We start from the raw sequence: 25,183 nt of genomic DNA, 5'->3' as shown, positions 1-25,183 counted from the left end.
GCGTCGGTTTCGTTTCAAAAAAAAAACTATCTGAAAAGATTTTACCTTTTCAGATAGTTAATGCATCTACTATTTTAGTCTAATTCTACTTGCTTCGTTTCTTTCCCTAAAAATAATACGGCTGCTACACCGATTAAAATTGCTACACAGAAAATCGCAAATACCGAGCCAATCGCATAGCCTTTTGCAACTAATGTACCGACAAGCAACGGTCCGAAAATGCCACCTATACGCCCTACTGCTGCAGCCATACCTGCACCTGTTCCACGAATAATCGCAGGATATTGCTCTGGGGTGTATGCATAAAGCGCACCCCATGCCCCTAAATTAAAGAATGATAGCAGCATACCAGAAATAAGCAAAATTGTGACAGACTCTGCGTTGCCAAAAACATAAGCACTTGCCGCTGTACCAATTAAATATGTAACGAGTACAAATTTGCGACCGAGCTTTTCAATAAACCAAGCTGCTGTAAAGTAACCTGGCAATTGTGCCAATGTCATAATTAACACATATTTAAAGCTAGAAATTAAATCGAAGCCTTTCCCAACCATTACGCTCGGTAGCCATAAAAACATCCCATAGTATGAAAATACTACTGCAAACCAAAGCACCCATAGCATCAATGTTGAACGTGCATATGGTTTTGACCATACCTCCGCAATATTTTGCATAACGGAGCGCTTTTTCGCCTCTGCTTTCGCCACGAATTGCGGAGAATCTGGCAGCTTCATGCGAATATAAATTGCATAAAATGCTGGTAATGCTGTTAAAATTAAAGCGACACGCCATCCTTCAATCGGCCAAAACGTTGCTGGAATGACAAAGTACGAAATAATTGCAGCAATAAGCCAGCCCGCAGCCCAAAAGCTTTCTAATAAAACGACAACGCGACCGCGTTCCTTCGTTTCCACACTTTCCGAAACGAGCGTTGAAGCAACTGGCAGCTCTCCACCAAGCCCCATTCCAACGAAAAAGCGGAAAATTAAAAATAGTGCTAGCGTTGTTGTGAATGCAGATAAACCGCTCGCAATAGAAAATAAAATGAGCGTCCACATAAACACTTTTTTACGACCTATTTTATCTGCAAGTACACCGAAAACTAATGCCCCTACAGCCATCCCAATAGAGTTGACACTACCAATCCACCCCATTTGCGATGGGTTTAAACCCCAATCTATTGCAAGTGCAGCAATAACAAAGGATAGAATGCCAACATCCATCGCATCAAACATCCATCCAATACCTGCTACACCTAGCAATTTATTGCGTGAAATTTGCCCATTTTGCTGTTTTATCATATGAATACAACCACCTGTCTTTACACTTGTATAAGCATGTATACTATACACCTATTTTTTAATTGTGACAATATTGTTTAAATTAAATTGTTGTTTTACTATTGAAATAAGTAGGCTAGAGGTTTACAATGTCTTGTATAAAAAAACAACTGTTCATTCAGAAAGAACAAAAGGAGCTATCTCGTTATGTGGAAAGGTTTAATTGAAGAATATAAACAATATTTGCCCGTTACTGAAAATACACCAGCTTTAACTTTAAATGAAGGAAATACACCATTAGTACATTTAGTAAATTTATCTAAGGAGCTAGGTATTGAGCTATACGGAAAAATTGAAGGCGCAAATCCAACAGGCTCCTTTAAAGATCGCGGTATGGTATTTGCAGTAGCAAAGGCGATTGAGGATGGTGCACAATGCGTTATTTGTGCTTCTACAGGCAACACATCTGCTGCAGCTGCTGCTTACGCAACGCGTGCAGGCATTCAATCCATCGTTGTCATCCCAAAAGGAAAAGTAGCATTAGGGAAATTAGCGCAAGCAACGATGTATGGTGCAAAAATTATTGAAATTGATGGCAACTTTGACGATGCCTTAAATATCGTTCGCCGCATTAGCGAAACAACGCCTGTTGCACTTGTAAATTCCGTCAATCCATACCGTATCGAAGGGCAAAAAACTGCTTCCTTTGAAATTGTGGATGCACTAGGAAAAGCACCCGACTTTCTATGTATTCCAGTCGGTAACGCAGGCAATATTTCTGCTTATTGGAAAGGCTTTAAAGATTATAATGAAGCAAAAAAATCAGGCTTACCAAAAATGTTTGGCTTTGAAGCAGAAGGTGCTGCTGCAATCGTTAAGGGCGAGCCAATTGCAAACCCTGAAACAGTGGCAACAGCAATCCGTATCGGCAACCCAGCTAGCTGGAAATTAGCAGAGGCTGCACGTGATGAATCAGGTGGCATCATTGATTCTGTAACAGATGAAGAAATTTTAGCTGCTTATAAGTTAATCGCAGGCAAGGAAGGCGTCTTCGTTGAGCCAGGTTCAGCCGCTTCACTTGCAGGTGTCATTAAATCCGTGAAAGCCGGTCTTATTCCACAAGGTAGCCAAGTCGTAACGGTGTTCACTGGTAATGGCTTAAAAGATCCAGATACGGCAATGGACGTGTCAACGGTGGATTTAGTGTCGTTGAAAAACGATGAAGAAGAAATTCGTAAATATATTGAGGGCGTTCTATGAGCTGGCAAATAAAAGTTCCTGGCAGTACAGCAAACCTCGGGCCCGGCTTTGATTCAATTGGGCTCGGTTTGTCACTTTATTTAACATTAGAAGCAACACCTCAAACTGAATGGGAATTTGTTCATCAAGGTGAGCATGTCCCAGCAGACACAACAGTCGAAAATCACTTAATTTATCAAATTGCGAAACAAGTTGCAGAGCGTTATCAACAAGCACTGCCAGGCTGTCATGTCGTTATGACAAGCGAGCTTCCTTTAGCACGTGGTGTTGGGAGCAGTGCTGCCGCTATTGTTGCAGGCATCGAGCTAGCAAATTTATTATGTGATTTACAGCTATCTGAACAAGACAAGCTTAATATTTCATCACAAATAGAGGGACATCCTGACAATGCAACAGCATCTGTTTTAGGTGGCCTGACGATTTCTTCTATGACAGAGAATGGCATTGTCGATACAATTCATGTACAAGATGTAGATGCGGCCTTTGTGCTTTTCATTCCTGATGTAGAGCTGAAAACTGCCGAGGCGCGCGGCGTTCTCCCTGCACAGCTAGAGCGTCCATATGCAGTTAAAGCGAGCGCTACAGCTAATATGCTTGCCGCTGCTTTAATTGCGAAAGATTATGAGCGTATCGGTCGCTATATGGAATCTGATTTATTTCATGAGCCTTTCCGCGCACAGTTAATTCCTAGCTATGCCGAAATTCGCCAAGCTGCCAAGCAGGCTGGCGCATATGGGACCGCATTAAGCGGTGCTGGTCCAACATTGATTTCGATTATCCCCAAGTCAAGTGCTGATGAATTCGTTGTTAGTATGCAAAAACAATTTCCTTCACATCGCATTGTATTAACGAATGCTGATTGTCATGGAATTGTTGTAACACCACTATAAGCAATAGGAGTGATCTTCGGATACGCTCCTTTTTTATTTCACGCTTTTTGAGATTTATTTTATGTTGTGCATACTTTTTCAGCAAAGCGGGTATAGTACTAACACTCGATTGACGAAAGGGGAAATGTTCATGAAAATCGCAGTTATTGGAGCTGCTGGACAAGCAGGTAGTAATATATTAAGAGAATCTACAATGAGAGAGTATGATACAACCGCGATTGTGCGTAATCAAGCGACATTAAAAGATGATGTCCAAACTCTTGAAAAGGATTTATTTCATTTAACAACATCAGATATAGAAAAATTCGATTGTATCGTCAATGCCTTTGCTCCAAAAAGTGGTGAGGAGCACTTATATGTAGACGCAGGCAAGCATTTAATATCTATTTTGCAACCAATACAAACACGCTTAATCGATATCGGTAGCTCAGGCTGCTTATTTACAAATAAAGATAAAATTGTACGTTTACTCGATAGTGAGGATTACCCTGCGCAATTAACAGCTGCGGCTAAATATCAGCTACAAAATCTACAACACCTACAGCAATCCTCTATCGCATGGACTTTTATTTGTCCTGCGCTGATGTTTGATGCAGAAGGTCCACGCACAGGTCACTACATTACTGGACATGATTATTTACTAACAAATTCACAGCTTAATAGCTACATTAGCCAAGCTGACTTTGCGGTAGCCGTAATTGATGAAATTGAAAATGCCAAGCATATTAACGAAGCTTTTACTGTAGCTTCTGAAAATACCACCTCTGCTAGCTAATATACTAACCTAAGTTATGCTCCAACATGACTTAGGTTTTTCTATGTAAATTGTATCTAATTTTCAGAATTGTTTGTGTGCCAGGCACCCTCATAACTCCCCTATGAAACTCATACGCTGTACAAAGCATTATGAAGGAGGGTTTTATGAAGGATAATCATGATAACGAAAATAAAAAACTACAGCAACTGAATGAATACAAAGTAAATAATGATGGCACGAAGATGACAACGAATCAGCGAGTGCGAATATCCAATGATGAGGAATCTTTAAAGGCGGGCTTGCGTGGGCCCACTTTGATGGAGGATTTTCATTTTCGTGAGAAAATTACACATTTTGACCATGAGCGTATCCCTGAAAGGGTCGTACATGCACGCGGCTATGCTGCCCATGGTGAATTTGAGCTATACGAATCAATGTCCGAGTTTACAAGAGCTCATTTCTTACAAAAGGCGGGCACAAAAACGCCTGTTTTTGTGCGTTTTTCGAATGTTGTTGGGAGCTCAGGCTCTAACGATACAGCACGTGATGTCCGTGGCTTTGCGGTGAAATTTTATACGGAAGAAGGAATTTTCGATTTAGTTGGCAATAATATTCCCGTTTTCTTTATTCAAGATGCTATTAAATTCCCTGATATTATCCATGCAGTCAAGCCGGAGCCACACAACGAAATACCACAAGCTTCCTCTGCCCATGATACGTTTTGGGATTTCGTTGCGAATAATCAAGAAACAGCCCATATGATTATGTGGCTGATGTCTGATAGAGCTATTCCCAAAAATTACCGCATGATGGAAGGCTTCGGTGTGAATACCTTTCGCTTCGTAAATGCGTCGGGGCAAAGTAAATTCGTTAAATTCCATTGGAAGCCTGTGCTTGGTGTACACTCACTTATATGGGATGAGGCGCAAAAAATCGGTGGTGCAGACCCTGATTTTCAGCGTCGTGATTTATGGGAGGCCATTGAAGCAGGCTTTTATCCTGAATATGAATTTGGTGTGCAAATGATTGATCCAGCAGATGAATTTAAATATGATTTCGATCTATTAGATGCTACAAAGGTTTGGCCTGAGGAGCTCATTCCTGTCAAAAAAATCGGCAAGCTCACTTTAAATCGCAATGTCGATAATGTTTTTGCAGAAACTGAACAAGTAGCCTTTCATCCAGGTAATGTCGTAACGGGCATTGATTTTTCAAATGACCCATTGCTGCAAGGACGGCTATTTTCTTATTTAGATACCCAGCTATTGCGTTTAGGTGGTCCTAACTTTACGGAAATACCGATTAACCGTCCACTTTGCCCTTTCCACAATAACCAACGTAATGGCTTCAGCCGCCAAATGATTAATACTGGCAGAGTAAGCTATCATAAAAATTCTTTAGCGAATAATACACCTGCTACAAGCACTGCAGCAGAAGGTGGCTATGTGCATTATCCTGAAAAGGTAGAAGGGCGTGTTATTCAAGGACGCAGCAAGTCGTTTGATGATTTCTTCTCACAAGCACGACTTTTTTGGAATAGTATGTCACCTGTAGAAAAACAGCATATTTTAGATGCCTTTTCCTTTGAGGTAGGGAAAGTCGAGAGTCGCAGTGTTCGGCAGCAAGTCGTTGATATGCTTGCACATATCGATTATTCACTAGCCACAACGCTCGCTGAACGTCTTGCAGTAAATAAACCAACAAATCAACAAGTTGATGTCACAGCATCCTCTCCTGCACTAAGCCAGCAAAATACCGTATTCGTTCCGCAAACTTTAAGTGTAGCGATTATTATTGGTAATCAATTTAATGCCCAAGAGCTAGAGCAGGTTACTAAGGAATTTAAACGTTATGGTGTGCGCTATCAAATGATTGCAGAAACATTTGAGCCTGTAAAAGCTGTAAATGGGCAAACGTTTGAAGTAGATGCTACGTTTTTAACGACTTCTCCTGTTTTATATGATGCATTATATGTCGTTGGTGGCACGTCAGCAAATCAGGCAAAATTTAATAGCGATATGACTGCCTTCATTCGCCAAGTTTATCAAAACTATAAGCCGATCGGGATTGCCACAACAGGAGTGCCATTTTTCAATGCAACGCGGGCAAAAGCAAGTGACGGTATTCTTTTTGCTACAGCAAATCCAAATTTCTCACAGCAATTTATCCAAAATATCGCAAAGCAACGCTTTTGGGATCGAGATATTTATATTTGAATACAAAAAGTCGATTGCTACCAAAATGTTTGGTGCAAATCGACTTTTTATCATGCTAACATTACTAAGCTAATCGCCATCACAGCCATACCGGCCACTAAACCATAAATAGATATATGTGTTTCATCATATTTCTTCGCTGCTGGCAATAGCTCATCTAGTGAAATAAATACCATAATACCCGCTACACCCGCAAATACGACACCGAACATTACATCATTTAAAAATGGCATTAAAATTAAATAAGCAACAAATGCCCCAACAGGCTCTGCTAAACCAGATAGCAGCGATAAGCGAAAAGCTTTCATACGAATACCTGTTGCGAAGAAAATTGGTACAGCAACAGCAATTCCTTCTGGAATATTATGAATTGCAACTGCTATGGCAATCGCAATCCCTAAATTCGGATCTTGCAATGCAGACATAAATGTGGCGATACCTTCTGGAAAGTTATGAATCGCTATTGCTAATGCTGTAAATGTCCCCATTTTCATGAGTTTATCTGCATCCGCTAATGGCTTTCCTTCCACTGCATTTACATCTTCAACAGTACGCACTTCATGTGGATTATTTTTATTCGGAATAAATTTATCAATTAATGCGATAAAAATCATTCCTCCGAAAAAGCCTGCAAGCGTCATCCAATAACCGTTCGTTTCACCGAGCGCATGCGTTAATGAATCTTTTGCCTTTACAAAAATTTCAACAAGCGATACATAAATCATAACACCTGCTGAAAAACCAAGTGCACCAGATAAAAATTTTGTATTGGTTCTTGAGGTAAAGAATGCTATTAAACTACCTACACCAGTTGCCAAACCTGCAAAAAGTGTTAAACCGAGTGCTAATAATACATTATCATCCATAATTATTTCCTCTCTTTAACTAGCTTAATCGTATTATACGCAACAAGTTTCCTTTAGACAACTTTATTTTATTAGGAAATATTTTATGTAATAGCCCAACATTCAAAAAGCCGTTAAGAAAATAGGCTTAACCTATTTTCTCAACAGCTCTCTTCTTACCACGCTCATACCACATCATACATACAACAAACCAAGTATAGCCAACGCTCCATCCTGCCAAGACATCTGTAGCAAAATGGCGACTTTCCGCAATGCGCGATAAGCCGATAAAGCATATTAAAATGATAGCAACAAGCCAAACAAGCAATGCTTTTTTGCTACGTCCTAGCCCCTCTGATAACAAATAAGCGATTGTTAATAAATACAATGCCCCTGTCATTGAATGCCCTGATGGAAAACTAAAAGATAATAATTGATCTGCAATATCTGGGCGGGGACGCTCAATCCATTTTTTTAATAATTGATTAAGTACATTGCCTGCTGCAATCGTCAATAATACAAAGACAATCGCACGATAATTCCCCTTTCTCCATTGCCAAAAAACAAGGATTAGCGCTACGATTACAACGAAAATAGGCTCACCGATATAATGGAAAAAAATAATGAGTTCATTACCACCAAGTAATTTTACTAAATTTTCATCAAAAGACATGAATGTCGGCGTTTCATAGCTGAAACGTAGCATTATAAATAAACCTAATGTAATAACAGCCAAGCTATAAATCCATTTTTTCATCTATACTTCTCCTTTAACTTGAAAGTTTGTATAACAACATTCAAGAATATAGTCCAATTGTGCAAATTGTAGTTGTTCATTTGATGAGATACAATTATCATAATTTTTCCAATGTGCCTCAGATTCCCAATAAATTAGTACAACAACCTCTTCACTATTTGTATCCACTTTTTTCACATACAATTCTTTATTTAAAAAACCTTGCTGTTGTTCCATAATCGATGGTCCTTCGCCATACTTGCGCACAAAGCAATCGATTACTTTAGATGAATGACCTACCTTGACAATAAAGTATTTCATTTGAACAAACATGTGCATATCTCCCTTTCAAAGCCATTGTATATTGCATAGAAATCGCACTATATACATTAACATATACTGTTAAGCTGTCTTCTGTCACTCCCCCTCACTTATTATGATAAGAAATATAAGATGTTTCAACGTTTTTCAATGTCGTGAGAAATATTTTTTATCGGATATGAAAAATCAGCATTGTTTTTTCAAAAAATATAGATTAGAATGGATTAGTCGATAATGATAATCATTATCAATAAAAAATGAGGTGAATTTTCCTTTGGATACACAAGCTATAAAATCGTCAAGAACGAACAAACTCTACTATTTAATTATTTTGCTATTAATTTGCGCCATTATGCTATCCGCTGTGTATTCTGTATCTATCGGGCAAGTGAGTATCCCATTTAGGCAATCGATGGACATACTTTTGCATACCATCACTAACGGCAAGCTCGGCTCACTTGAGCATATAGAAAATGAATCCTATTTAAATATCATTTTGCAAGTGAGAATGCCACGTATTATTTTTGCTTTACTTATCGGTATTGGTCTTGCCTTATGTGGCGTTGTCATGCAAGCAGTTGTGCAAAATCCACTTGCTGACCCATACATACTTGGAATTTCTTCAGGCGCTTCTTTAGGAGCTACCTTTGCGATACTTGTTGGATTTGGTAGCAATGCACTACTCGCTCAATTTGGTGTAGCATTTGGTGCATTTACAGGGGCTATGCTGACCTCGATGGCTGTTTTGCTATTATCAAGCATTGGTGGCAAAGCAACATCTGTCAAGCTGGTCTTATCAGGGGTAGTGATCGGCGCTCTTTGTGGCTCCTTCTCTAGCTTGATTATCTTTTTTGCCAATAATGCAGAAGGAATTAAAACTGTTACCTTTTGGTCTATGGGCAGCTTAGCTTCTGCTAGCTGGGAGAAAACGCCGATTTTAATTATCGTCGTTGTGCTTGGCGCAATTTTCTTCCTGTTCCAGCATCGCATTTTAAATACGATGCTGCTAGGCGATGAATCAGCAATTACGCTAGGCATTAATTTAAGTATTTTCCGCAAGCTGTATATGGTGCTAACAGCGCTTGTTACAGGAACAATGGTTGCTTATGCAGGAATGATTGGCTTTGTCGGTTTAATTATTCCACATATCGCACGTGGTATTTTCGGTGCTGACCATAAGCGACTCATGCTTGGCACATTGCTATTAGGTGGTCTATTTATGATTTGGGCAGACATCCTATCAAGAACGCTTATTGCCAATGTAGAATTGCCAATCGGTATTATTACATCTGTTATTGGTTCGCCACTGTTCATTTATATGATTATTAAAAAAGGCTACAACTTTGGAGGGTAAACGATGGAACTAACAGCACAAAACATTGCCGTTACATTTGGAAAAAAGGACATTGTCAAAAACGTTTCTGTCCTTGTGAAAAAGAAGCAATTCGTCGGCTTAATTGGTCCAAACGGCTGTGGGAAATCCACCTTGCTAAAAAGCATTTATAAAAGCTTAACGCCAAAGCAAGGAACTGTTTTTTTAGATGATTTAAATGTGTTGAAATCACCTGAAAAAAAGGTTTCACAGCAGCTAGGTGTCGTTGGACAATTTAATGAAATGCACTTCGATTTATCTGTCCACCAAATGGTTATGTTAGGCAGAACACCACATAAAAAAATGCTCGAATCGGATACGAGGAAAGATTATGAAATTGTAGAAGAGGCATTGGCACGTACAAATTTGCAATCCTATAAAGAACGCAGCTTTCTATCCTTATCAGGTGGTGAAAAGCAGCGTGTTATTTTAGCACGAACAATTGCTCAGCAGCCTAAATTTATGATTTTAGACGAACCGACGAATCACTTAGATATTCGTTATCAAATCGAAATACTATCCTGTGTAAAGGAATTAAATATCGGCGTGCTTGCTGCCCTTCATGATTTAGAAATGGCTGCACATTACTGTAATTACATATACGCAGTCAAAGATGGTGAAATCTATGCACATGGTACACCAACTGAAGTATTAACACCAGCTACAATTGAAGCTTTATATCAAATAAAATGCCAAACGTACATCAATCCTGTGACAAACGGATTAGGATTTGCTTATGGCTTAGGAGGATCATTATGAAAAAGAAAACATTACTTGGTATCGGTTTAGCGACAATGCTATTGCTAGCAGCTTGCGGCAATTCATCAGATAAGAAAACAGAGGAAAAAGTAAGTGAAGCACATTATCCTCTAACAATCGAAAACTTCGCAAAGGCTGAAGGTGGAAGCGAATGGACGAAGAAGGAGCAAGTATTTGATAAAGCACCAAAACGCATTATGGCGAATACACGCCCTGCTGCGGAGCTATTGCTACATTTAGGACTTGGCGATAAAATCGTTGGGGTTGGCGCAGATTTCGGAGCACCAGATCCTACAGTTGCTGAAGACTATGCGAAACTGCCAATTTTAAGCTCTGAATATGTTGGTAAAGAGGTAACCCTTGGTACAAACCCTGATTTAGTATATGGTCGAGGTGGACTGTTTGACAATGCCGATTGGGGCGTTGGTACAGTTGACTCATTAAATGAAATGGGCGTGAAAACATATGTATTAGAATCGTCTGTCACAGGTGGTACATACGACTCTGTTTACAAGGACATTGAAAATCTTGGCCATATTTTCAGCGTACAAGATAAAGCACAAAGCTTTATTGATGAATTAAAAGCAAAAGAAGAGGCCATTGCAAGAGGTTTAGAGAGCATTACAGAAAATAAAACATTTGCCTACTTGCATACAAATGACCCTAAGGACTTATATGTTTGGTCAGCACATGGGGAATCATTTTTCCATGACGCTTTTAATATGGTAAAGCTAGATAATGTATTTAAAGATGTAACTGGTGACGTAAGTCTTGAAACGCTCATTTCTACAGACCCAGATGTATTAATTTTACCGAACTTTGATGGCTCAGACTTATCCCATGTACACGATGCAATTTATGAAAACCCTAAGCTGTCAAGTATGAAAGCAATTAAAAACAAGGAAATTTATATCGTTGATTATAATTATTTATTCGGCTATGGCTACAACACAATCGACGGGATGGAAATATTAGCGAAAGAAATGTACCCTGAATTATTTAAATAATGTTTCCTCCTAAAATAATAGGGAAAACTAATGATAAAGGAGTGGTTTTCAAATGGAATATCGTATTGAAAAGGATACAATGGGTGAAATTAAAGTACCTGCTAATAAATTATGGGGTGCACAAACACAGCGCAGCAAGGAGAATTTCCAAATCGGCTCAGAGCAAATGCCGATTGAGCTTATTCAGGCTATGACGATTTTGAAAAAAAGCGCGGCGATTGTCAACGAGCAGCTAGGTAAGCTCTCTCCTGTAAAAGCTCAAATGATTCGGCAAGTAGCTGACGAAATTTTATATGGGCAATGGGATGACCAATTCCCTCTTGTTGTATGGCAAACAGGTAGTGGTACACAAACAAATATGAATGTCAATGAAGTGATTGCTAACCGAGCAAACCAGATTTTGCAAGAAGTTGGCGAAGGAGCTATTATCCATCCAAATGACGATGTCAATAAATCACAAAGCTCGAATGACACGTTTCCAACAGCATTGCATATCGCAGCTGTCTTGAAGGTAGAGGATTATTTATTACCTCGCTTACGTCTTTTAAAGGAGACACTTGCAAATAAAGCAGAGCAATTTAAAGACATCATTAAAATTGGACGTACACATTTACAAGATGCTACACCTTTAACACTAGGTCAAGAAATCAGCGGCTGGGTTGCCATGCTTGAGAAATCTGAACGCATGATTCAGCACAATATTGAATATATGAAAGAGCTAGCAATTGGCGGTACAGCTGTTGGTACAGGAATTAATGCACACCCTGAATTCGGCGAACGTGTAGCAGCAGAAATTAGCCAATTAACGAATAAAGCGTTCATATCAGCACCGAATAAATTTCATGCATTAACGAGCCATGACGAGGCTGTTGTTGCACATGGCGCATTAAAGGCACTAGCTGTCGATTTAATGAAAATCGCCAACGATGTACGCTGGCTAGCAAGTGGACCTCGCTCAGGTATTGGAGAAATTACGATTCCAGAAAACGAGCCTGGCTCATCGATTATGCCTGGTAAAGTCAATCCAACACAAAGTGAGGCATTAACAATGGTTGTCACACAAGTTGTTGGCAATGACGCAACAATCGCCTTTGCTGCCTCACAAGGGAATTTTGAGTTAAACGTCTTTAAACCAGTTATTTTATATAACTTCCTACAATCTACGCAGCTACTAGCAGATGCAATGAAATCCTTTAACAATCATTGCGCAGAAGGCATTGAGCCAAACTTAGAGGTACTGCAACATAATTTAGAAAACTCACTGATGCTCGTAACAGCATTAAATCCTTATATCGGCTATGAAAACGCTGCGAAAATTGCGAAAAAAGCTCATAAGGAAGGCACGACATTAAAGGCGGCTGCGATTGCAACCGACTTATTAACAGAGGAACAATTTGAGCAATATGTCGACCCGAAAACGATGATCTATCCGAATGTGAAATAGGCTAAAGGTAATGAATTGCACGTAAGAAGTAGTATTTCGCATGCAAAGAGTCTAAATCTGCACGTTCAAATGCGCTTTTCGCACATTAAAAGCTCCATTTCGCACGCAAAAACAAAAACGCTTGAAATCAAGTTTGCTACTTTGATTTCAAGCGTTTTTTTAATTATTCACAAAGCGTAAGGCACGACTCATAATCGTTGGCACAACCGATCCGTGATTTTCATCCGGAGCAACATAAAATGCCGTATCCATTACTGCGCTTAATTGCTGTGCCATCTTCTGTGCATCATCGACCATAAATTCTTCCAGACTACCAGCACCTGTAAATAATTTAGCTGGTAGCTCGCTATATTTTGCTAAAAATGCATCTGCATATTGGAATAATTCATGCTCATTCCACCAAATAGACGGGCTAATCGCAATGTATTTATAATAGCTAGCTGGTGCATTAAACAATTGCCAAAGTGCGAAATAGCCTCCTAAAGAATGTCCAAATAATATTTCTTTGCTTTTATTTACTGGATAATCCGCTTGAATAATTGGCTTCAATTCTTCCTCTAAAAAACGACTGAAGTCCGCTGCACCACCATGCTGCCCATCAAATGCTCCCCTAAATTTCTCTGGATAAACATAGCTCTCTGCTGGTGCAGTAAAATCATAAAACCGGCGCATTCGCATATCCTCACCATGACCAACTCCAACGATAATCGAAGGAAACACTTCCGTTTTTGCTGCATTGATACTTTGTAAACGAACAATTTCTTTTACAAAATGAAAATACGAAGAGCCATCCAATACGTAAACAACCGAAAATCCTTCCTCTGGCATATCCACCTCTGGTACGTAAACATTAATATGATACGTATAATTTGTATGTGCTGATGTTATATCAAAATTCATCTGAACTCCCCTTTTCCTTATTATGATGAACGAAGCATGATTTTCGCCTACAAAAAAGGCGTTCGAAATTTCTTTCGAACGCACATTTTTAACCTTTTACATAATATACTTCTTGTCCACTTTCGATAACGAACTCTGGTTTAGGCTGACCAGCACTCGCTTTATGACCAGCGATGTGCTCAGGGCTCTTCTCCCAGTTTTTCCATGCTTCCTCTGATTCCCAACGAACCATGACTAGCACTTCTTCATCACCACGGCGAACCTTTTTTACTAATACTTGTTTATCTAAAAAGCCTGGCTGTCTTTCTAATAGAGAAGGCTCTCCTGACTTTGAACCAAAGCGTTCTACAATCTTTTCTGAATTTCCTTCAGTGACTACGATACGTTTGATTTGTACAAACATATTATTTATATGCCTTTAACACATCTTCAGCTTTTGAAGTTTCTGATTGTAAACCGCCACCTGATAAGTACCAAGTTTCTGGATTTAAGTAGAATACTTTGCCGTTTTTCACAGCATTCGTACCACTAACGATTTCATTTTCGATTGCACCTTTTGTACCTGATTCGCCGTTTTCATTTACAACTGCATCACGGTCAACTACAAATAAAATATCTGGGTTTACATCAAGTACATATTCAAATGATGCTTCCATACCATGTGTTGAAGCTTCGATCTTGTCATCAGCTTGTTTTGCACCAAATACATCATGTACTACGCCAAAACGTGAACCGCTACCATATGCAGATAACGCACCTTCGCTACCTAAAACAACTAATGCTTTTTCTTCAGAAGCACCTGTTGCAGCTTTTACTTCATCTACTTTTGCTTGATATGCAGCAAATGCATCTGCTGCTTCTTGTTCTTTGTCAAAAATTTTACCTGCTAATTCAACATTCGCTTTAAATGACTCTAAGAAGTTTTTGTTATCAACACCTACATAAACAGTTGGTGCAATTTTAGAAAGCTCTGCGTATGCTGCTGCTGCACGACCAGAGATGAAAATGATATCTGGTTGAATTGAAGATAATTTTTCATAATCTGGCTCGAATAAAGTACCTGCATTTTCATATTTAGAGTCTTCAAATTTGCTTAAATATGCTGGCATAGAACCTTGAACTACTGCTGTTACTTCTACACCTAAAGCATCTAAAGTATCAAGGAAACCATTGTCAAATACAACTACTTTTTCTGGTTTTTTATCAAGTGTTACTTCTTCAAATACTGTGTTACCATCGCGACCTTCGATTGTGCTACCTGGGATTGTTACTGAATATGCTGCTTCTTCAGTTTTATTTTCCTCTTGTTGACCTTCACCTTCTGTTGAAGCTGTTCCTTCTTCTTTATCCTTTGAACCACAAGCTGCTAATACTAACAGCATCATAGCCATTAACAAAGTAAGTAATTTCCAGTTTTTCATTTTGAAATATTCCTCCATTTTTATGAATTAAAATATACGCAAATGCGACAACCATTCTGTTCTTGAACGGGGATGTCCATATCATAAATTTCTTTTAATGCAATTGAATTAATAATGTCCTGTGTTGGACCATTTTTGACTACTCGCCCATCTTTTAATGCGACGATATAGTCTGAGTAAACTGAAGCAAAGTTAATATCATGTAGAACAATAATAACCGTTTTCCCTAATTCATCTACAAGCTTACGCAAAATTTTCATTATTTGTACAGAGTGTTTCATATCCAAATTGTTTAAAGGTTCGTCTAATAAAATGTACTCTGTGTCCTGTGCAATAACCATTGCGATGAAGGCACGTTGGCGTTGACCGCCAGATAATTCATCTAAATAATTATGCTGAATATCAGCTAAATTCATGTATTCAATCGCTTCATCAATTTTCACTTCATCCTCAGGCTTTAAATGCCCTTTTGAATATGGAAAACGGCCAAAGCCTACTAGTTCACGAATCGTTAAGCGAACATTCATAAAATTAGACTGCTTTAAAATGGATACACGCTTTGCAAATTCCTCTGATTTCCAACGACGTACATCTGATTTATCAAGTAGTACTTCGCCAGTATCAGCATTCATTAAACGGCTTACCATTGATAAAAGGGTTGATTTACCTGCACCATTAGGACCGATAAATGATGTAATCTTACGTGGTGCGATATCGATGCTGACATCTTGCACAACTGGCTTCTTCCCAAAGTATTTCGTAATTTCCTTTACTTGAATCATGCTGCAGACCTACTTTCCTTTAATAATAGGTAGATAAAGTATACGCCACCTATAAAGTTTATAATCACACTCAATGTTGTTGTAAAGCTAAAAATTCGCTCTACGACAAACTGTCCACCAACTAAAGCAACAACGCTCATTAAACAAGAGCCTACAATTAATATAGAATGTTTATACGTTTTAAAGTATTGATAAGACAAATTCGCTACGATTAAACCGAAGAAAGTGATAGGTCCAACAAGCGCAGTTGAAACAGCAATTAATATAGAAGAAATAATCAACATACGTTGGACAAGCTTATCATACGGCACACCTAAGTTAATCGCTGTATCGCGTCCAAGAGACATAACATCAAGCTGTCTCATATGACGCCAGCCATAAATAAATGTTAACAAAATAACAATACCTGCTAGCCAAACTAAATTCGTATTGACATTATTAAAGCTAGCAAACATTTTGCTTTGTAAGTTTAAAAACTCATTAGGGTCAATCAATACTTGCATGAATGTTGTGACACTACCTAAAAATGTACCAACAATCATCCCTACTAATAATAAAAAATAAATTGGGCGCTTACCTTCTTTAAATAGCAAGCGATAGAAAATCATTGCAAATAAAATCATTGCTGCCGTTGCTGTCAAAAAGTTAACATACGCATTTAACACAAAAATTGAAACAGAGCCAAAAAGGAAAAAAATGATTGTTTGCACCATCATATAAAGTGCATCAAGCCCCATTACACTCGGTGTTAAAATACGATTATGTGTAATTGTTTGGAAGACAACAGTCGAATAGGCAATGGCAACACCTGTTAATGCCATAGCACATACTTTCACAAGGCGGCGTGGAAATGCATAATGATAATTTCCATTTAGTTGATAAAAAACGTAAAGTGCCACACTTATAATCGCTAAGCCCAATAAAACCAACATTTTCGTACGATTACGCATATGCTCTCCCCCTAAACAACATGATTAGGAAGATGGCACTGCCAATCACACCGACTGTCATGCTAATCGGTATTTCATAAGGATAAATAATAACGCGTCCTAAAATATCGCATATTAATAAGAATGACATCCCAAGCAATGCCGTATGCGGTAATGTTTTCGCTAAATTATCTCCTTTAAATAAAGAGACCATGTTCGGAATAATTAATCCAAGGAATGGAATCATACCGACAGTTAGCACCACTGTTGTTGAAATAAGAGCTACTAGCACTAAGCCTAAATTCACAACAAATTTATAGGATAGACCTAAATTTTTTGCAAAGTCCTCTCCCATACCCGCAACAGTAAAGCGGTTAGCATAAATGTATGCTAATATTAGCACTGGTACACTTATGTATAAAAGCTCATAACGACCTTTCATAATTAATGCAAAATTCCCCTGTAGCCAAGCTGACATATTTTGTATAATATTTGCTTTGTACGCAAAGAATGTCGTAATAGAAGATAAAATATTACCAAACATTAAGCCGATCAATGGAATGAAAATCGCATCTTTGAATTTAATGCGGTTTAGTATTTGCATAAATAGCAGCGTTCCAGCTAATGCAAATATGAAAGCAAGCGATATTTTTTGTAAATAGCTTGCGCTTGTAAATATCATCATCGAAACTAGCACGCCTAATTTTGTCGCATCAAGTGTACCTGCTGTTGTTGGTGACACGAATTTATTGCGACTTAAGCTTTGCATAATTAAACCAGCAATACTCATCCCTGCGCCTGCTAGCAAAATAGCGACAAGTCTAGGTACACGGCTTATAAGGAATAACCTTGTTTCCTCAGATTGGAAATCAAGCAAATCAGTCGGCTTAATATTGATAACCCCAATAAAAAGTGACAGAATTGATAAAACAATTGTTGCAGTTAAAAGATATCTTATTTTCATAACAATCCCCGGTAGATTTATTATTGTTTATCTCAATTCCTCTGAATCAAGACAAAGCTCGTCGTAACAAATGCAAATCTCTCATTTTACAAGAAGAAATCTAACACCATTACATTTAAACTAGTGACAACAGTATGTTGAGAACAATTATCACTATCAACAGTCCCAATTATAAGCACCTTTTTCTCAGCAGTCAACAGCTAATTGAGAATTATTCTTGATTTTAATGAAAATACGGCAAAAAGAAGAAGAAATATTGACATATTCATATAAAAGAATTATATTCATATATGAACAAGTGAACATATATGAATATAGGTGGTGCACATACATGCAAAATAACGATCATCAACAAATAAATCATTTAGACGAGGAAACTTTATTCGTTGTATCTCAAACATTTAAAGCATTAAGTGATCCAACAAGGATACGCATTTTAAATTTACTTTGCTGCGGTGAACATTCTGTCAACCATATCGCTGAAACGTTGGATTTAAGCCAATCGACAGTATCTCATCAGCTACGCTTTTTAAAAAACCTGCGATTAGTAAAGTTCCGACGTGAAGGCACAACACTTTACTACACAAAGGACGATGACCATATTATGAACTTACTACAGCAAGCAATTGAGCATGCTGCACATTAGGAGGAAGGACAGATGGGACATGAACACAACCATGCACACACAAATAACAAAAAAATATTGCTCATTTCCTTTTTAATTATTACGACATATATGCTCGTTGAAGCAGTTGGGGGCGTCCTGACAAAAAGTCTCGCCCTACTGTCTGATGCTGGACATATGTTCAGTGACTCAATTTCATTAGCTATTGCCTTGATTGCTTTTAAATTGGGTGAAAAAGCCGTTACGTATAATAAAACATTCGGCTATAAACGCTTTGAAGTTTTAGCAGCATTATTTAACGGTGTTACATTAGTTGCGATTGCCTTAATTATTTTTTATGAAGCAATTGAGCGTTTTGTTAATCCACCAGAGGTAGCCACAGTAGGTATGCTTATTATTAGCTCCATTGGACTTGCTGTAAATATTTTAGTCGCATGGATTATGATGAGAGGTGCTGATACAGAGGAAAATTTAAATATGCGAGGCGCTTTTTTACATGTAATAAGCGATATGCTCGGCTCAGTTGGTGCAATTATTGCTGCATTGTTCATCATGTTTTTTGGTTGGGGCTGGGCTGACCCGTTAGCAAGTGTTATTGTAGCTATTCTTGTGTTACGTAGCGGCTATTTCGTAGCCAAAAAGGCGATTCATATTTTAATGGAGGGCACACCAGCAGATGTTGATATTAATCAAGTCGTTCAAGCAATAGCAAAAGTAGAAGGTGTTAAAGGCATTCACGATGTCCATGCTTGGACAATCACAAGTGGCTTTCATGCCTTCTCCTGTCATATCGTAGTTGATGAACAGCTAACAGTTGCTGAAAGCAATAAAATCACACATTCGATTGAGCATTTGCTACAGCATCAAGGGATTCATCATATTGCATTGCAAATGGAGCCAGCAAATCATCATCACGATGAGGCAATTCTTTGCACGCTAGAAGCAGCTCCTGAGCATCATCATTAATTCAATTAAGTAGATGTATCGTTAATTTTTTAGCGTACATCTACTTTTTCTTTCTCTCCAACAACAGTTCATAGAATAATCTGAAAATTTAATTGACTAAAGCAAAAGAACTTTCTATACTTAAAACTATAATTTCTGCTGTACGAAAATTATTTCCGCTTATCGGAAAATATAGGGAGGCGATAATATGAATCATCCACAATCTACAAAAGACCAAAAGCCTAAGGGGCTCAATGCGTTTGTATTAATGTTCATTATTATTATCATTATGACGATTTTAACGTATATTGTTCCTGCTGGTAAATATGAAAGGGTCGACAATAACGGACGTACAGTCGTAGACCCTGAGTCATTCCAGTTTGTTGAATCAAGCCCTGTTGGCTTTTTGGAAATGTTCAATAGCGTACATTTAGGTATGCTTGAAGGGGCTTCCATTATTTTATTCGTATTTTTATTTGGCGGTGCGTTAGGCATTATGCAAAAAACAGGGGCGATTGATTCGTTTATTAAAGTCACTGCCGCTAAATTCGGTAAACAGGAATACATACTCATTCCTATCTTTGTTTTTATCTTTGCTTGTTTAGGCTCGCTAATTGGTTCTGCGGAGGATACGCTTGTTTACATTGCGATTATCATTCCCTTAACAATGGCGCTCGGCATGGATGCACTGACAGGTTTTGCGATTGTGATGCTTGGCACATTAGCAACAGGCTTTACGTCCGGAATTACTAACCCCTTCAATATTGGGGTGGCGCAAACAATTGCTGAATTACCTATGTATTCAGGTATGGGCTACCGCATCATTGTATTTATTGTATTTTACATTTTAACGGTCGCTTATATTTATCGTCATGCGAAAAAGGTGAAAAAGAATCCTGAGTTAGGTATCTACGGAAAATTCAAGCGAGAAGAGACAGTAAAAATCGACCTTAGCTTCAAAATGAGCACGCGCCATTTATTAGCATTGATTGTCTTATTACTGAATTTCATTGCTTTAGTTGTAGGGGTTATTAAATTCCAATGGTATATTAGTGAAATAGGAGGAATCTTCCTTTTAAGCAGTATTATTATGAGCCTTATTTGTGGTATGCGCCTTAATGATATGGCAGATGGCTTCATTGGCGGTGCTCGTGAGATGGTTGAAGGCGCATTAATTATTGGTTTCGCTCAAGCAATATTAGTAATCACAACAACAGGTGGTTTAATTGATACAATTCTTTATTATGTGGCAAGTATCGTTAGCTCGCTACCAGCTTCAATTAATGCAATTGGGATGTTCCTATTGCAGCTATGTTTGAACTTCTTAGTACCATCTGGTAGTGGACAAGCTGCTTTAACAATGCCAATTATGACACCTTTAGCCGATTTAATTGGGGTATCACGACAAACAGCAGTGTTAGCCTTCCAATTTGGTGATGGGATTTCAAACATGGTCATCCCAACAAGCGGTGTATTATTAGCCGGGCTTGCAATTGCAGGTATTCCGTTTGCTAAATGGGTAAAATGGGTATTCCCTTATTTCCTTATCCAAACAGCTTTAGCGATTATTTTATTAATTATCGCTCATGCGATGAACTATGGCCCATTTTAACTTCTTTCAGTAGAAGTAGCCCACCTCAATTTAGGTTGCTTTTCAGTAGGTGTACAAACGCTTGTGGCAAGAAGTTAAAACCTCGGCATAATTGATAATAAAAGGAGGAATTATTTTGTCAGCGGATTTAAAACAGCAAGTCATTGCATGGAGAAGGCATTTACATAGCCATCCAGAGCTATCACATCAAGAGTACCAAACATCGCAGTATATATACGATCAATTGATAACATTCCCTCATTTAGAAGTGAAGCGTATGACAAAAACGAGCGTGTGTGCTTTTTTAAAAGGAACAAAAACAGAAGGCACTGGGCATACAATTTTGCTACGTGCAGACATTGATGCATTACCAATTCAAGAGGAAGCGGATGTACCGTTTAAATCGCAAAATCCAGGTGTTATGCACGCTTGTGGGCATGACGCACATCCAGCCATGCTATTAGGGGCAGCAAAAGCTTTAGCTGAACGTGGTACAGACTTTAATGGAGAGATTCGTTTTGTTTTCCAGCATGCAGAGGAGGTAACGCCTGGCGGTGCAGCCGAGCTAGTTGCATTAGGGATTACAGAAGGTGTTGATTATGCCTTCGCTTTACATGTAAATCCAGACTATGAAGCAGGTCAATTTGCAATGAAGGATGGAAAATTAACATCGGCAGCAGATGATTTTGAAATTAAAATTTTCGGCAGAGGTAGCCATGCATCCATGCCAGAAGTGGCTGTCGACCCTTTAGTGATTGGATCAGAAATCGTGATGGCTTTACAAACCATCGTATCGCGCAAAATGCCAATCCTTTCAGCCCCTGTTTTAACAGTTGCTAAATTCCATTGCGGAACAGCATTAAATATTATCGCAGATACAGCAGAGCTAGGTGGCACGATTCGCTCATTAGATGCTAAAGTGCGTGTGGACGCTCGTCAACATTTAGAAACAATTGTTACAAGTATTGCAACAATGCACGGTGCACGTGCAGAAATTTCATGGGAGTTAGGCTGCCCATCTGTTACAAATGATGCAAAGCTAACTGAATTATCTCGTCAAATTGCAGGTGATATTGTTGGCGAAAAAGGTGTCATCGAGCTACCTGCCCCGATGTTTGGCACAGAAGACTTTGCGGACTTCTCTGAAGCTGTTCCATCTTCTATGCAATTTATCGGGGTGCATAACCCAAGCTTTGGTGAAGTATTCCCACTCCATCACCCTCGCTTTAAGCTAGATGAAGAAGCGCTGATTTACGGAGCCCGCTACTTCGAAAATATTGCACGTACCTTATGTCCATAAAGAAAAAATGTTAGGTCGATTTTATCGCCCTAACATTTCTTTATTTTAAGAAGATAACCATCTATCGTGCTACTCCAGCCCTCTTTTTTATTTTATAAAGCAAACAAGCTCTTTTTCACAAATAAATAAAAATGCATCGGCTCCTGCCCTTTTACTAAATGTACAATCGCATAGCCTTGCTTGAACAGCGTCTCGAAAATCGTGCGCGTTTTATAGCGCCAATCCTCTGCCAATGCTAGGTTTTCTATTTTTATTTTTGAAAAATATTGAGGAATTGGCACTAAATAAGCATCGCTATAATAATTTAGCGTTGCATCAAATGGTGCTTGCTTATTTAACATTGGTAAGCCATCCACTGTATAAGACCACTCGACAAGCTCCTGCGCTCCCTCCAATAACTCCTCAATTTGTGCATCCCAGCGTGCAATATCATCATCATTTAATAGGCGCTCAACAACTAAGCGGTCCGATGGAATTTTGCTATTATAGCTTTCCTGCAATGGACCCTGAACATCTTTTTTATAAGTCGATGTGTAGCCACGCAATTTTGTAAAGCTACCTTGCCCATGAATTGCTTCGAGCGGATCAATAATCCATTTGCATTTTTTATAGCCATACGCTCTAGCTATATCCTTTTGATAAAGCTTTAATAGCTCTGCGACGCCTTGCTCTCTGTAATCTCGTGCTACAGCTGTTAAATGCGAATATAAATAATACTCCTCATCCGCAAAGCCTGCATAGCTATAATTAAAGCCTATTAGCTGTGCTTCTATATATGCACCTAGGATAAACCCTCCATTTTGCATATATGCAGTAAGCTGATAAATCGGTGTCGCTTCTCCACAAATAGCCTGCTCTAATTGACGAATTTGCTCCAATTCCTCTAAGGCCTCTACTTGCTTAATTTGTACAGATTCTAACATACCTTTACAGCCTCCTTTGATATAGCTCTGCTTCTATTATATAGTAGAAAATCATCTTTTAACAGAATATACAGAACAATAAAAATAAAAAGATTTTACTTTAGGGTTAGATGACAAAAAGCTACCATATAAATCGAAACATTTATATGGTAGCTTTATCAAATTATTTTACACCACGCATCGCTTTCGAAATAAGTGGTGTACATACTAATAAAATTAAACCTAAAACGATGGATGCGCCGCCAATCATACCGAAGTAAGTAATGTCGCTCACAACCTCATAGACTTGAACAAGCTGTGCATTTACCGCTTGTGCCGCAGCACTTGCTAAAAACCATAGTGACATTGTTTGCGCTGCAAATGCCGCTGGTGCTAGCTTCGTTGTTGCAGATAGTCCAACAGGTGATAATAACAACTCCCCTATTACTACTAGGAAGAATGATAATACTAACCACCAAGGGCTAATTAATGCTTCGCCACCAGATAAAAGTGATGGAATGACCATAACGATGAACGAAAGACCTGCGAAAAATAATGCAAACACAAATTTCACTGGTGTGGATGGTCCTTTATCTCCCCATTTCACCCATAACAATGCAAACAGTGGTGCTAGTGCAATGATAAATAATGGGTTTAATGATTGGAACCATGCTGCTGGAATTTCAAAGCTACCAACCATTAGGTTTGTACGTGTATCCGCATATGTTGCTAATATTGTTGCACCTTGCTCTTGAATTGCCCAGAACATAACTGCTGCAATAAATAATGGAATATATGCTAACAGACGTGACTTTTCATCCGCTGTTGTTTTTGGACTGCGATACATGACAATAAAGAATATAGTTGGTAATAAAATACCTAATGTTGTAATTAATAAACTAAATGCTTTTACAGTTAAATTATCTGTTGCATAGGCAACATATCCAAGTGCAATAATTGCGATAATTCCAATAACAAAGTTGCGTGCTGCTTTTTTCTTATCATTTTTGTCCATTGGGTTTGTTGGTGCACTACCAGCTAAGCCTAAATTTTTCTTAGCAGTAAACCAGAAGATGATTAAGCCGAGCAGCATCCCAATAGCTGCAATCGCAAAGCCATAATGGAAATTCAATTTTTTAGAGACAGCACCAACAATTAATGGTGCAATAAAGGCACCCATGTTGATACCCATAACGAAAATGCTGAAGCCTGCATCGCGACGGCTATCGTTTGGTGCATACATATCACCAACAACCGCTGATACGTTTGGCTTTAATAATCCTGTCCCCATAACGATAAAGAACATCGAAATGAATAATGAAGTTAAAGCACCTGGGAACGATAAAACAATATGCCCAAGCATAATTAAAATACCACCATAAAATACAGCTTTACGTGTTCCCCAAACGCGGTCAGCTAGCCAACCACCAATTACACCAGACATATAAACTAACGATCCATAAATCGCCATAATCGAGTTCGCTGTTACACGATCTAAGCCAAGTCCACCTTCATGTAACTCATAGTACATGTAAAAGATTAAAATGGCGCGCATTCCATAATAAGAAAAGCGCTCCCAAAATTCTGTAAAGAACAATGTAAACAGACCTTTAGGATGTCCAAAGAAACCTTTTTGTGGAACGGATTTGACTATTTCTTCCTTACTATACATACAAATGCCTTCTTCCGTTTTAATGTTTCTAAAGTTTCTGACAATAAAGTGATCGCCAAATAACTATATTTCATTACATTAAAGTATATGAATTTATTTTTCAAGTATAATATTATTTGTTAGAAATTTGATTATATAATTTATTTTCCCCATTTTCTGAAAATAAATTATTATTAATGTTATTTAAATGAATCAATTTCATAATTCGATTTTTTTAAGAGCTTAGACTGCTCCTGTGCCTGATTTTTAATTTTTTAAAATTACG

At 38.4% G+C, this 25,183-nt stretch carries 24 protein-coding genes; 12 read left to right on the top strand and 12 right to left on the bottom strand.

The window, feature by feature from the left end; translation table 11 throughout:
- Positions 1-74: 74 nt before the first annotated feature.
- Entirely contained in the window at positions 75-1,301 is a 1,227-nt protein-coding gene (locus tag M3Z76_RS17665; protein WP_293929394.1) for an MFS transporter, read from the bottom strand.
- Positions 1,302-1,487: 186 nt separating this feature from the next.
- Between M3Z76_RS17665 and thrC the strand changes: the two genes are divergently transcribed.
- The 4 genes from thrC (at position 1,488) to M3Z76_RS17645 (ending at position 6,403) form a co-directional block, all read left to right on the top strand.
- On the top strand, positions 1,488-2,540 hold the full coding sequence (gene thrC / locus M3Z76_RS17660) for a threonine synthase (RefSeq protein WP_293929392.1): 1,053 nt from the start codon (positions 1,488-1,490) through the stop codon (positions 2,538-2,540).
- On the top strand, positions 2,537-3,430 hold the full coding sequence (gene thrB, locus M3Z76_RS17655) for a homoserine kinase (protein WP_293929390.1): 894 nt from the start codon (positions 2,537-2,539) through the stop codon (positions 3,428-3,430). Before thrC ends, thrB begins: the two co-directional genes overlap by 4 nt.
- Before the next feature lie 130 nt (positions 3,431-3,560).
- Positions 3,561-4,205, top strand: coding sequence for an NAD(P)-dependent oxidoreductase (locus M3Z76_RS17650; RefSeq protein ID WP_293929388.1), 645 nt, complete (start codon positions 3,561-3,563; stop codon positions 4,203-4,205).
- 146 nt (positions 4,206-4,351) lie between these two features.
- Positions 4,352-6,403, top strand: a complete 2,052-nt coding sequence (locus tag M3Z76_RS17645; protein ID WP_293929386.1) for a catalase — start codon at positions 4,352-4,354, stop codon at positions 6,401-6,403.
- Positions 6,404-6,453: 50 nt separating this feature from the next.
- Here the strand turns inward: M3Z76_RS17645 and zupT are convergent, their stop codons facing one another.
- The 3 genes from zupT to M3Z76_RS17630 all read right to left on the bottom strand — a co-directional run bounded on the left by zupT (position 6,454) and on the right by M3Z76_RS17630 (position 8,317).
- Positions 6,454-7,269: a zinc transporter ZupT gene (gene zupT / locus M3Z76_RS17640; protein ID WP_293929384.1), complete on the bottom strand. Its 816-nt coding sequence runs from the start codon at positions 7,267-7,269 to the stop codon at positions 6,454-6,456.
- Between the two features lie 127 nt (positions 7,270-7,396).
- Positions 7,397-8,005: a phosphatase PAP2 family protein gene (locus M3Z76_RS17635; protein ID WP_293929382.1), complete on the bottom strand. Its 609-nt coding sequence runs from the start codon at positions 8,003-8,005 to the stop codon at positions 7,397-7,399.
- Positions 8,006-8,317 carry an antibiotic biosynthesis monooxygenase family protein gene (locus M3Z76_RS17630; protein WP_293929380.1) on the bottom strand — a complete coding sequence of 104 codons (312 nt, stop codon included), beginning with the start codon at positions 8,315-8,317 and terminating at the stop codon, positions 8,006-8,008.
- A 340-nt stretch (positions 8,318-8,657) separates the two neighbouring features.
- On the opposite strand from M3Z76_RS17630, the gene M3Z76_RS17625 reads away from it, so the two are divergent.
- The 4 genes from M3Z76_RS17625 to fumC are packed head-to-tail and all read left to right on the top strand — an operon-like array spanning position 8,658 to position 12,887.
- A complete protein-coding gene (locus tag M3Z76_RS17625) occupies positions 8,658-9,659 on the top strand; it encodes a FecCD family ABC transporter permease (protein WP_293929413.1) in 1,002 nt (333 codons plus the stop codon).
- Positions 9,660-9,662: 3 nt separating this feature from the next.
- A complete protein-coding gene (locus tag M3Z76_RS17620; RefSeq protein ID WP_293929378.1) occupies positions 9,663-10,436 on the top strand; it encodes an ABC transporter ATP-binding protein in 774 nt (257 codons plus the stop codon).
- Positions 10,433-11,443, top strand: a complete 1,011-nt coding sequence (locus tag M3Z76_RS17615) for an ABC transporter substrate-binding protein (protein WP_293929376.1) — start codon at positions 10,433-10,435, stop codon at positions 11,441-11,443. The genes M3Z76_RS17620 and M3Z76_RS17615 overlap by 4 nt, the downstream gene beginning before the upstream one ends.
- Before the next feature lie 52 nt (positions 11,444-11,495).
- On the top strand, positions 11,496-12,887 hold the full coding sequence (gene fumC / locus M3Z76_RS17610) for a class II fumarate hydratase (RefSeq protein ID WP_293929374.1): 1,392 nt from the start codon (positions 11,496-11,498) through the stop codon (positions 12,885-12,887).
- 159 nt (positions 12,888-13,046) lie between these two features.
- On the opposite strand, the gene M3Z76_RS17605 is transcribed toward fumC, so the two are convergent.
- From M3Z76_RS17605 to M3Z76_RS17580, 6 genes are all read right to left on the bottom strand, one after another.
- A complete protein-coding gene (locus M3Z76_RS17605; RefSeq protein ID WP_293929372.1) occupies positions 13,047-13,787 on the bottom strand; it encodes an alpha/beta hydrolase in 741 nt (246 codons plus the stop codon).
- Between the two features lie 88 nt (positions 13,788-13,875).
- Positions 13,876-14,190: an antibiotic biosynthesis monooxygenase family protein gene (locus M3Z76_RS17600; protein ID WP_293929370.1), complete on the bottom strand. Its 315-nt coding sequence runs from the start codon at positions 14,188-14,190 to the stop codon at positions 13,876-13,878.
- Position 14,191: 1 nt separating this feature from the next.
- Complete coding sequence (locus tag M3Z76_RS17595) at positions 14,192-15,208, bottom strand: siderophore ABC transporter substrate-binding protein (RefSeq protein ID WP_293929368.1); 1,017 nt, start codon at positions 15,206-15,208, stop codon at positions 14,192-14,194.
- 20 nt (positions 15,209-15,228) lie between these two features.
- Positions 15,229-15,990 (bottom strand): iron ABC transporter ATP-binding protein, encoded by a 762-nt coding sequence (locus M3Z76_RS17590; RefSeq protein ID WP_293929366.1) that lies wholly within the window; start codon positions 15,988-15,990, stop codon positions 15,229-15,231.
- On the bottom strand, positions 15,987-16,940 hold the full coding sequence (locus tag M3Z76_RS17585; protein ID WP_293929364.1) for an iron chelate uptake ABC transporter family permease subunit: 954 nt from the start codon (positions 16,938-16,940) through the stop codon (positions 15,987-15,989). Before M3Z76_RS17585 ends, M3Z76_RS17590 begins: the two co-directional genes overlap by 4 nt.
- A complete protein-coding gene (locus M3Z76_RS17580) occupies positions 16,933-17,883 on the bottom strand; it encodes an ABC transporter permease (protein ID WP_293929362.1) in 951 nt (316 codons plus the stop codon). The genes M3Z76_RS17585 and M3Z76_RS17580 overlap by 8 nt, the downstream gene beginning before the upstream one ends.
- Positions 17,884-18,214: 331 nt before the next feature.
- On the opposite strand from M3Z76_RS17580, the gene M3Z76_RS17575 reads away from it, so the two are divergent.
- The 4 genes from M3Z76_RS17575 (at position 18,215) to M3Z76_RS17560 (ending at position 22,344) form a co-directional block, all read left to right on the top strand.
- Positions 18,215-18,529, top strand: coding sequence for an ArsR/SmtB family transcription factor (locus M3Z76_RS17575; RefSeq protein ID WP_293929360.1), 315 nt, complete (start codon positions 18,215-18,217; stop codon positions 18,527-18,529).
- Between the two features lie 12 nt (positions 18,530-18,541).
- Complete coding sequence (locus M3Z76_RS17570) at positions 18,542-19,474, top strand: cation diffusion facilitator family transporter (protein WP_293929358.1); 933 nt, start codon at positions 18,542-18,544, stop codon at positions 19,472-19,474.
- A gap of 187 nt (positions 19,475-19,661) precedes the next feature.
- A complete protein-coding gene (locus M3Z76_RS17565; RefSeq protein WP_293929356.1) occupies positions 19,662-21,065 on the top strand; it encodes a YfcC family protein in 1,404 nt (467 codons plus the stop codon).
- 115 nt (positions 21,066-21,180) lie between these two features.
- On the top strand, positions 21,181-22,344 hold the full coding sequence (locus M3Z76_RS17560) for a M20 metallopeptidase family protein (RefSeq protein ID WP_363319905.1): 1,164 nt from the start codon (positions 21,181-21,183) through the stop codon (positions 22,342-22,344).
- 92 nt (positions 22,345-22,436) lie between these two features.
- Here the strand turns inward: M3Z76_RS17560 and M3Z76_RS17555 are convergent, their stop codons facing one another.
- The gene (locus M3Z76_RS17555; protein WP_293929354.1) at positions 22,437-23,267 is read right to left on the bottom strand and encodes a GNAT family N-acetyltransferase; all 831 of its coding nucleotides are present in this window, start codon (positions 23,265-23,267) and stop codon (positions 22,437-22,439) included.
- A 163-nt stretch (positions 23,268-23,430) separates the two neighbouring features.
- Positions 23,431-24,918, bottom strand: a complete 1,488-nt coding sequence (locus tag M3Z76_RS17550; RefSeq protein ID WP_293929352.1) for a peptide MFS transporter — start codon at positions 24,916-24,918, stop codon at positions 23,431-23,433.
- Positions 24,919-25,183: the final 265 nt, after the last annotated feature.

It is taken from the genome of Metasolibacillus sp. (assembly GCF_025291715.1).
In the GTDB taxonomy this organism is placed as follows: Bacteria; Bacillota; Bacilli; order Bacillales_A; family Planococcaceae; genus Metasolibacillus; species Metasolibacillus louembei.
Note: the sequence above shows the minus strand (reverse complement) of the source record. Positions and strands in the feature narration are given on the sequence as shown.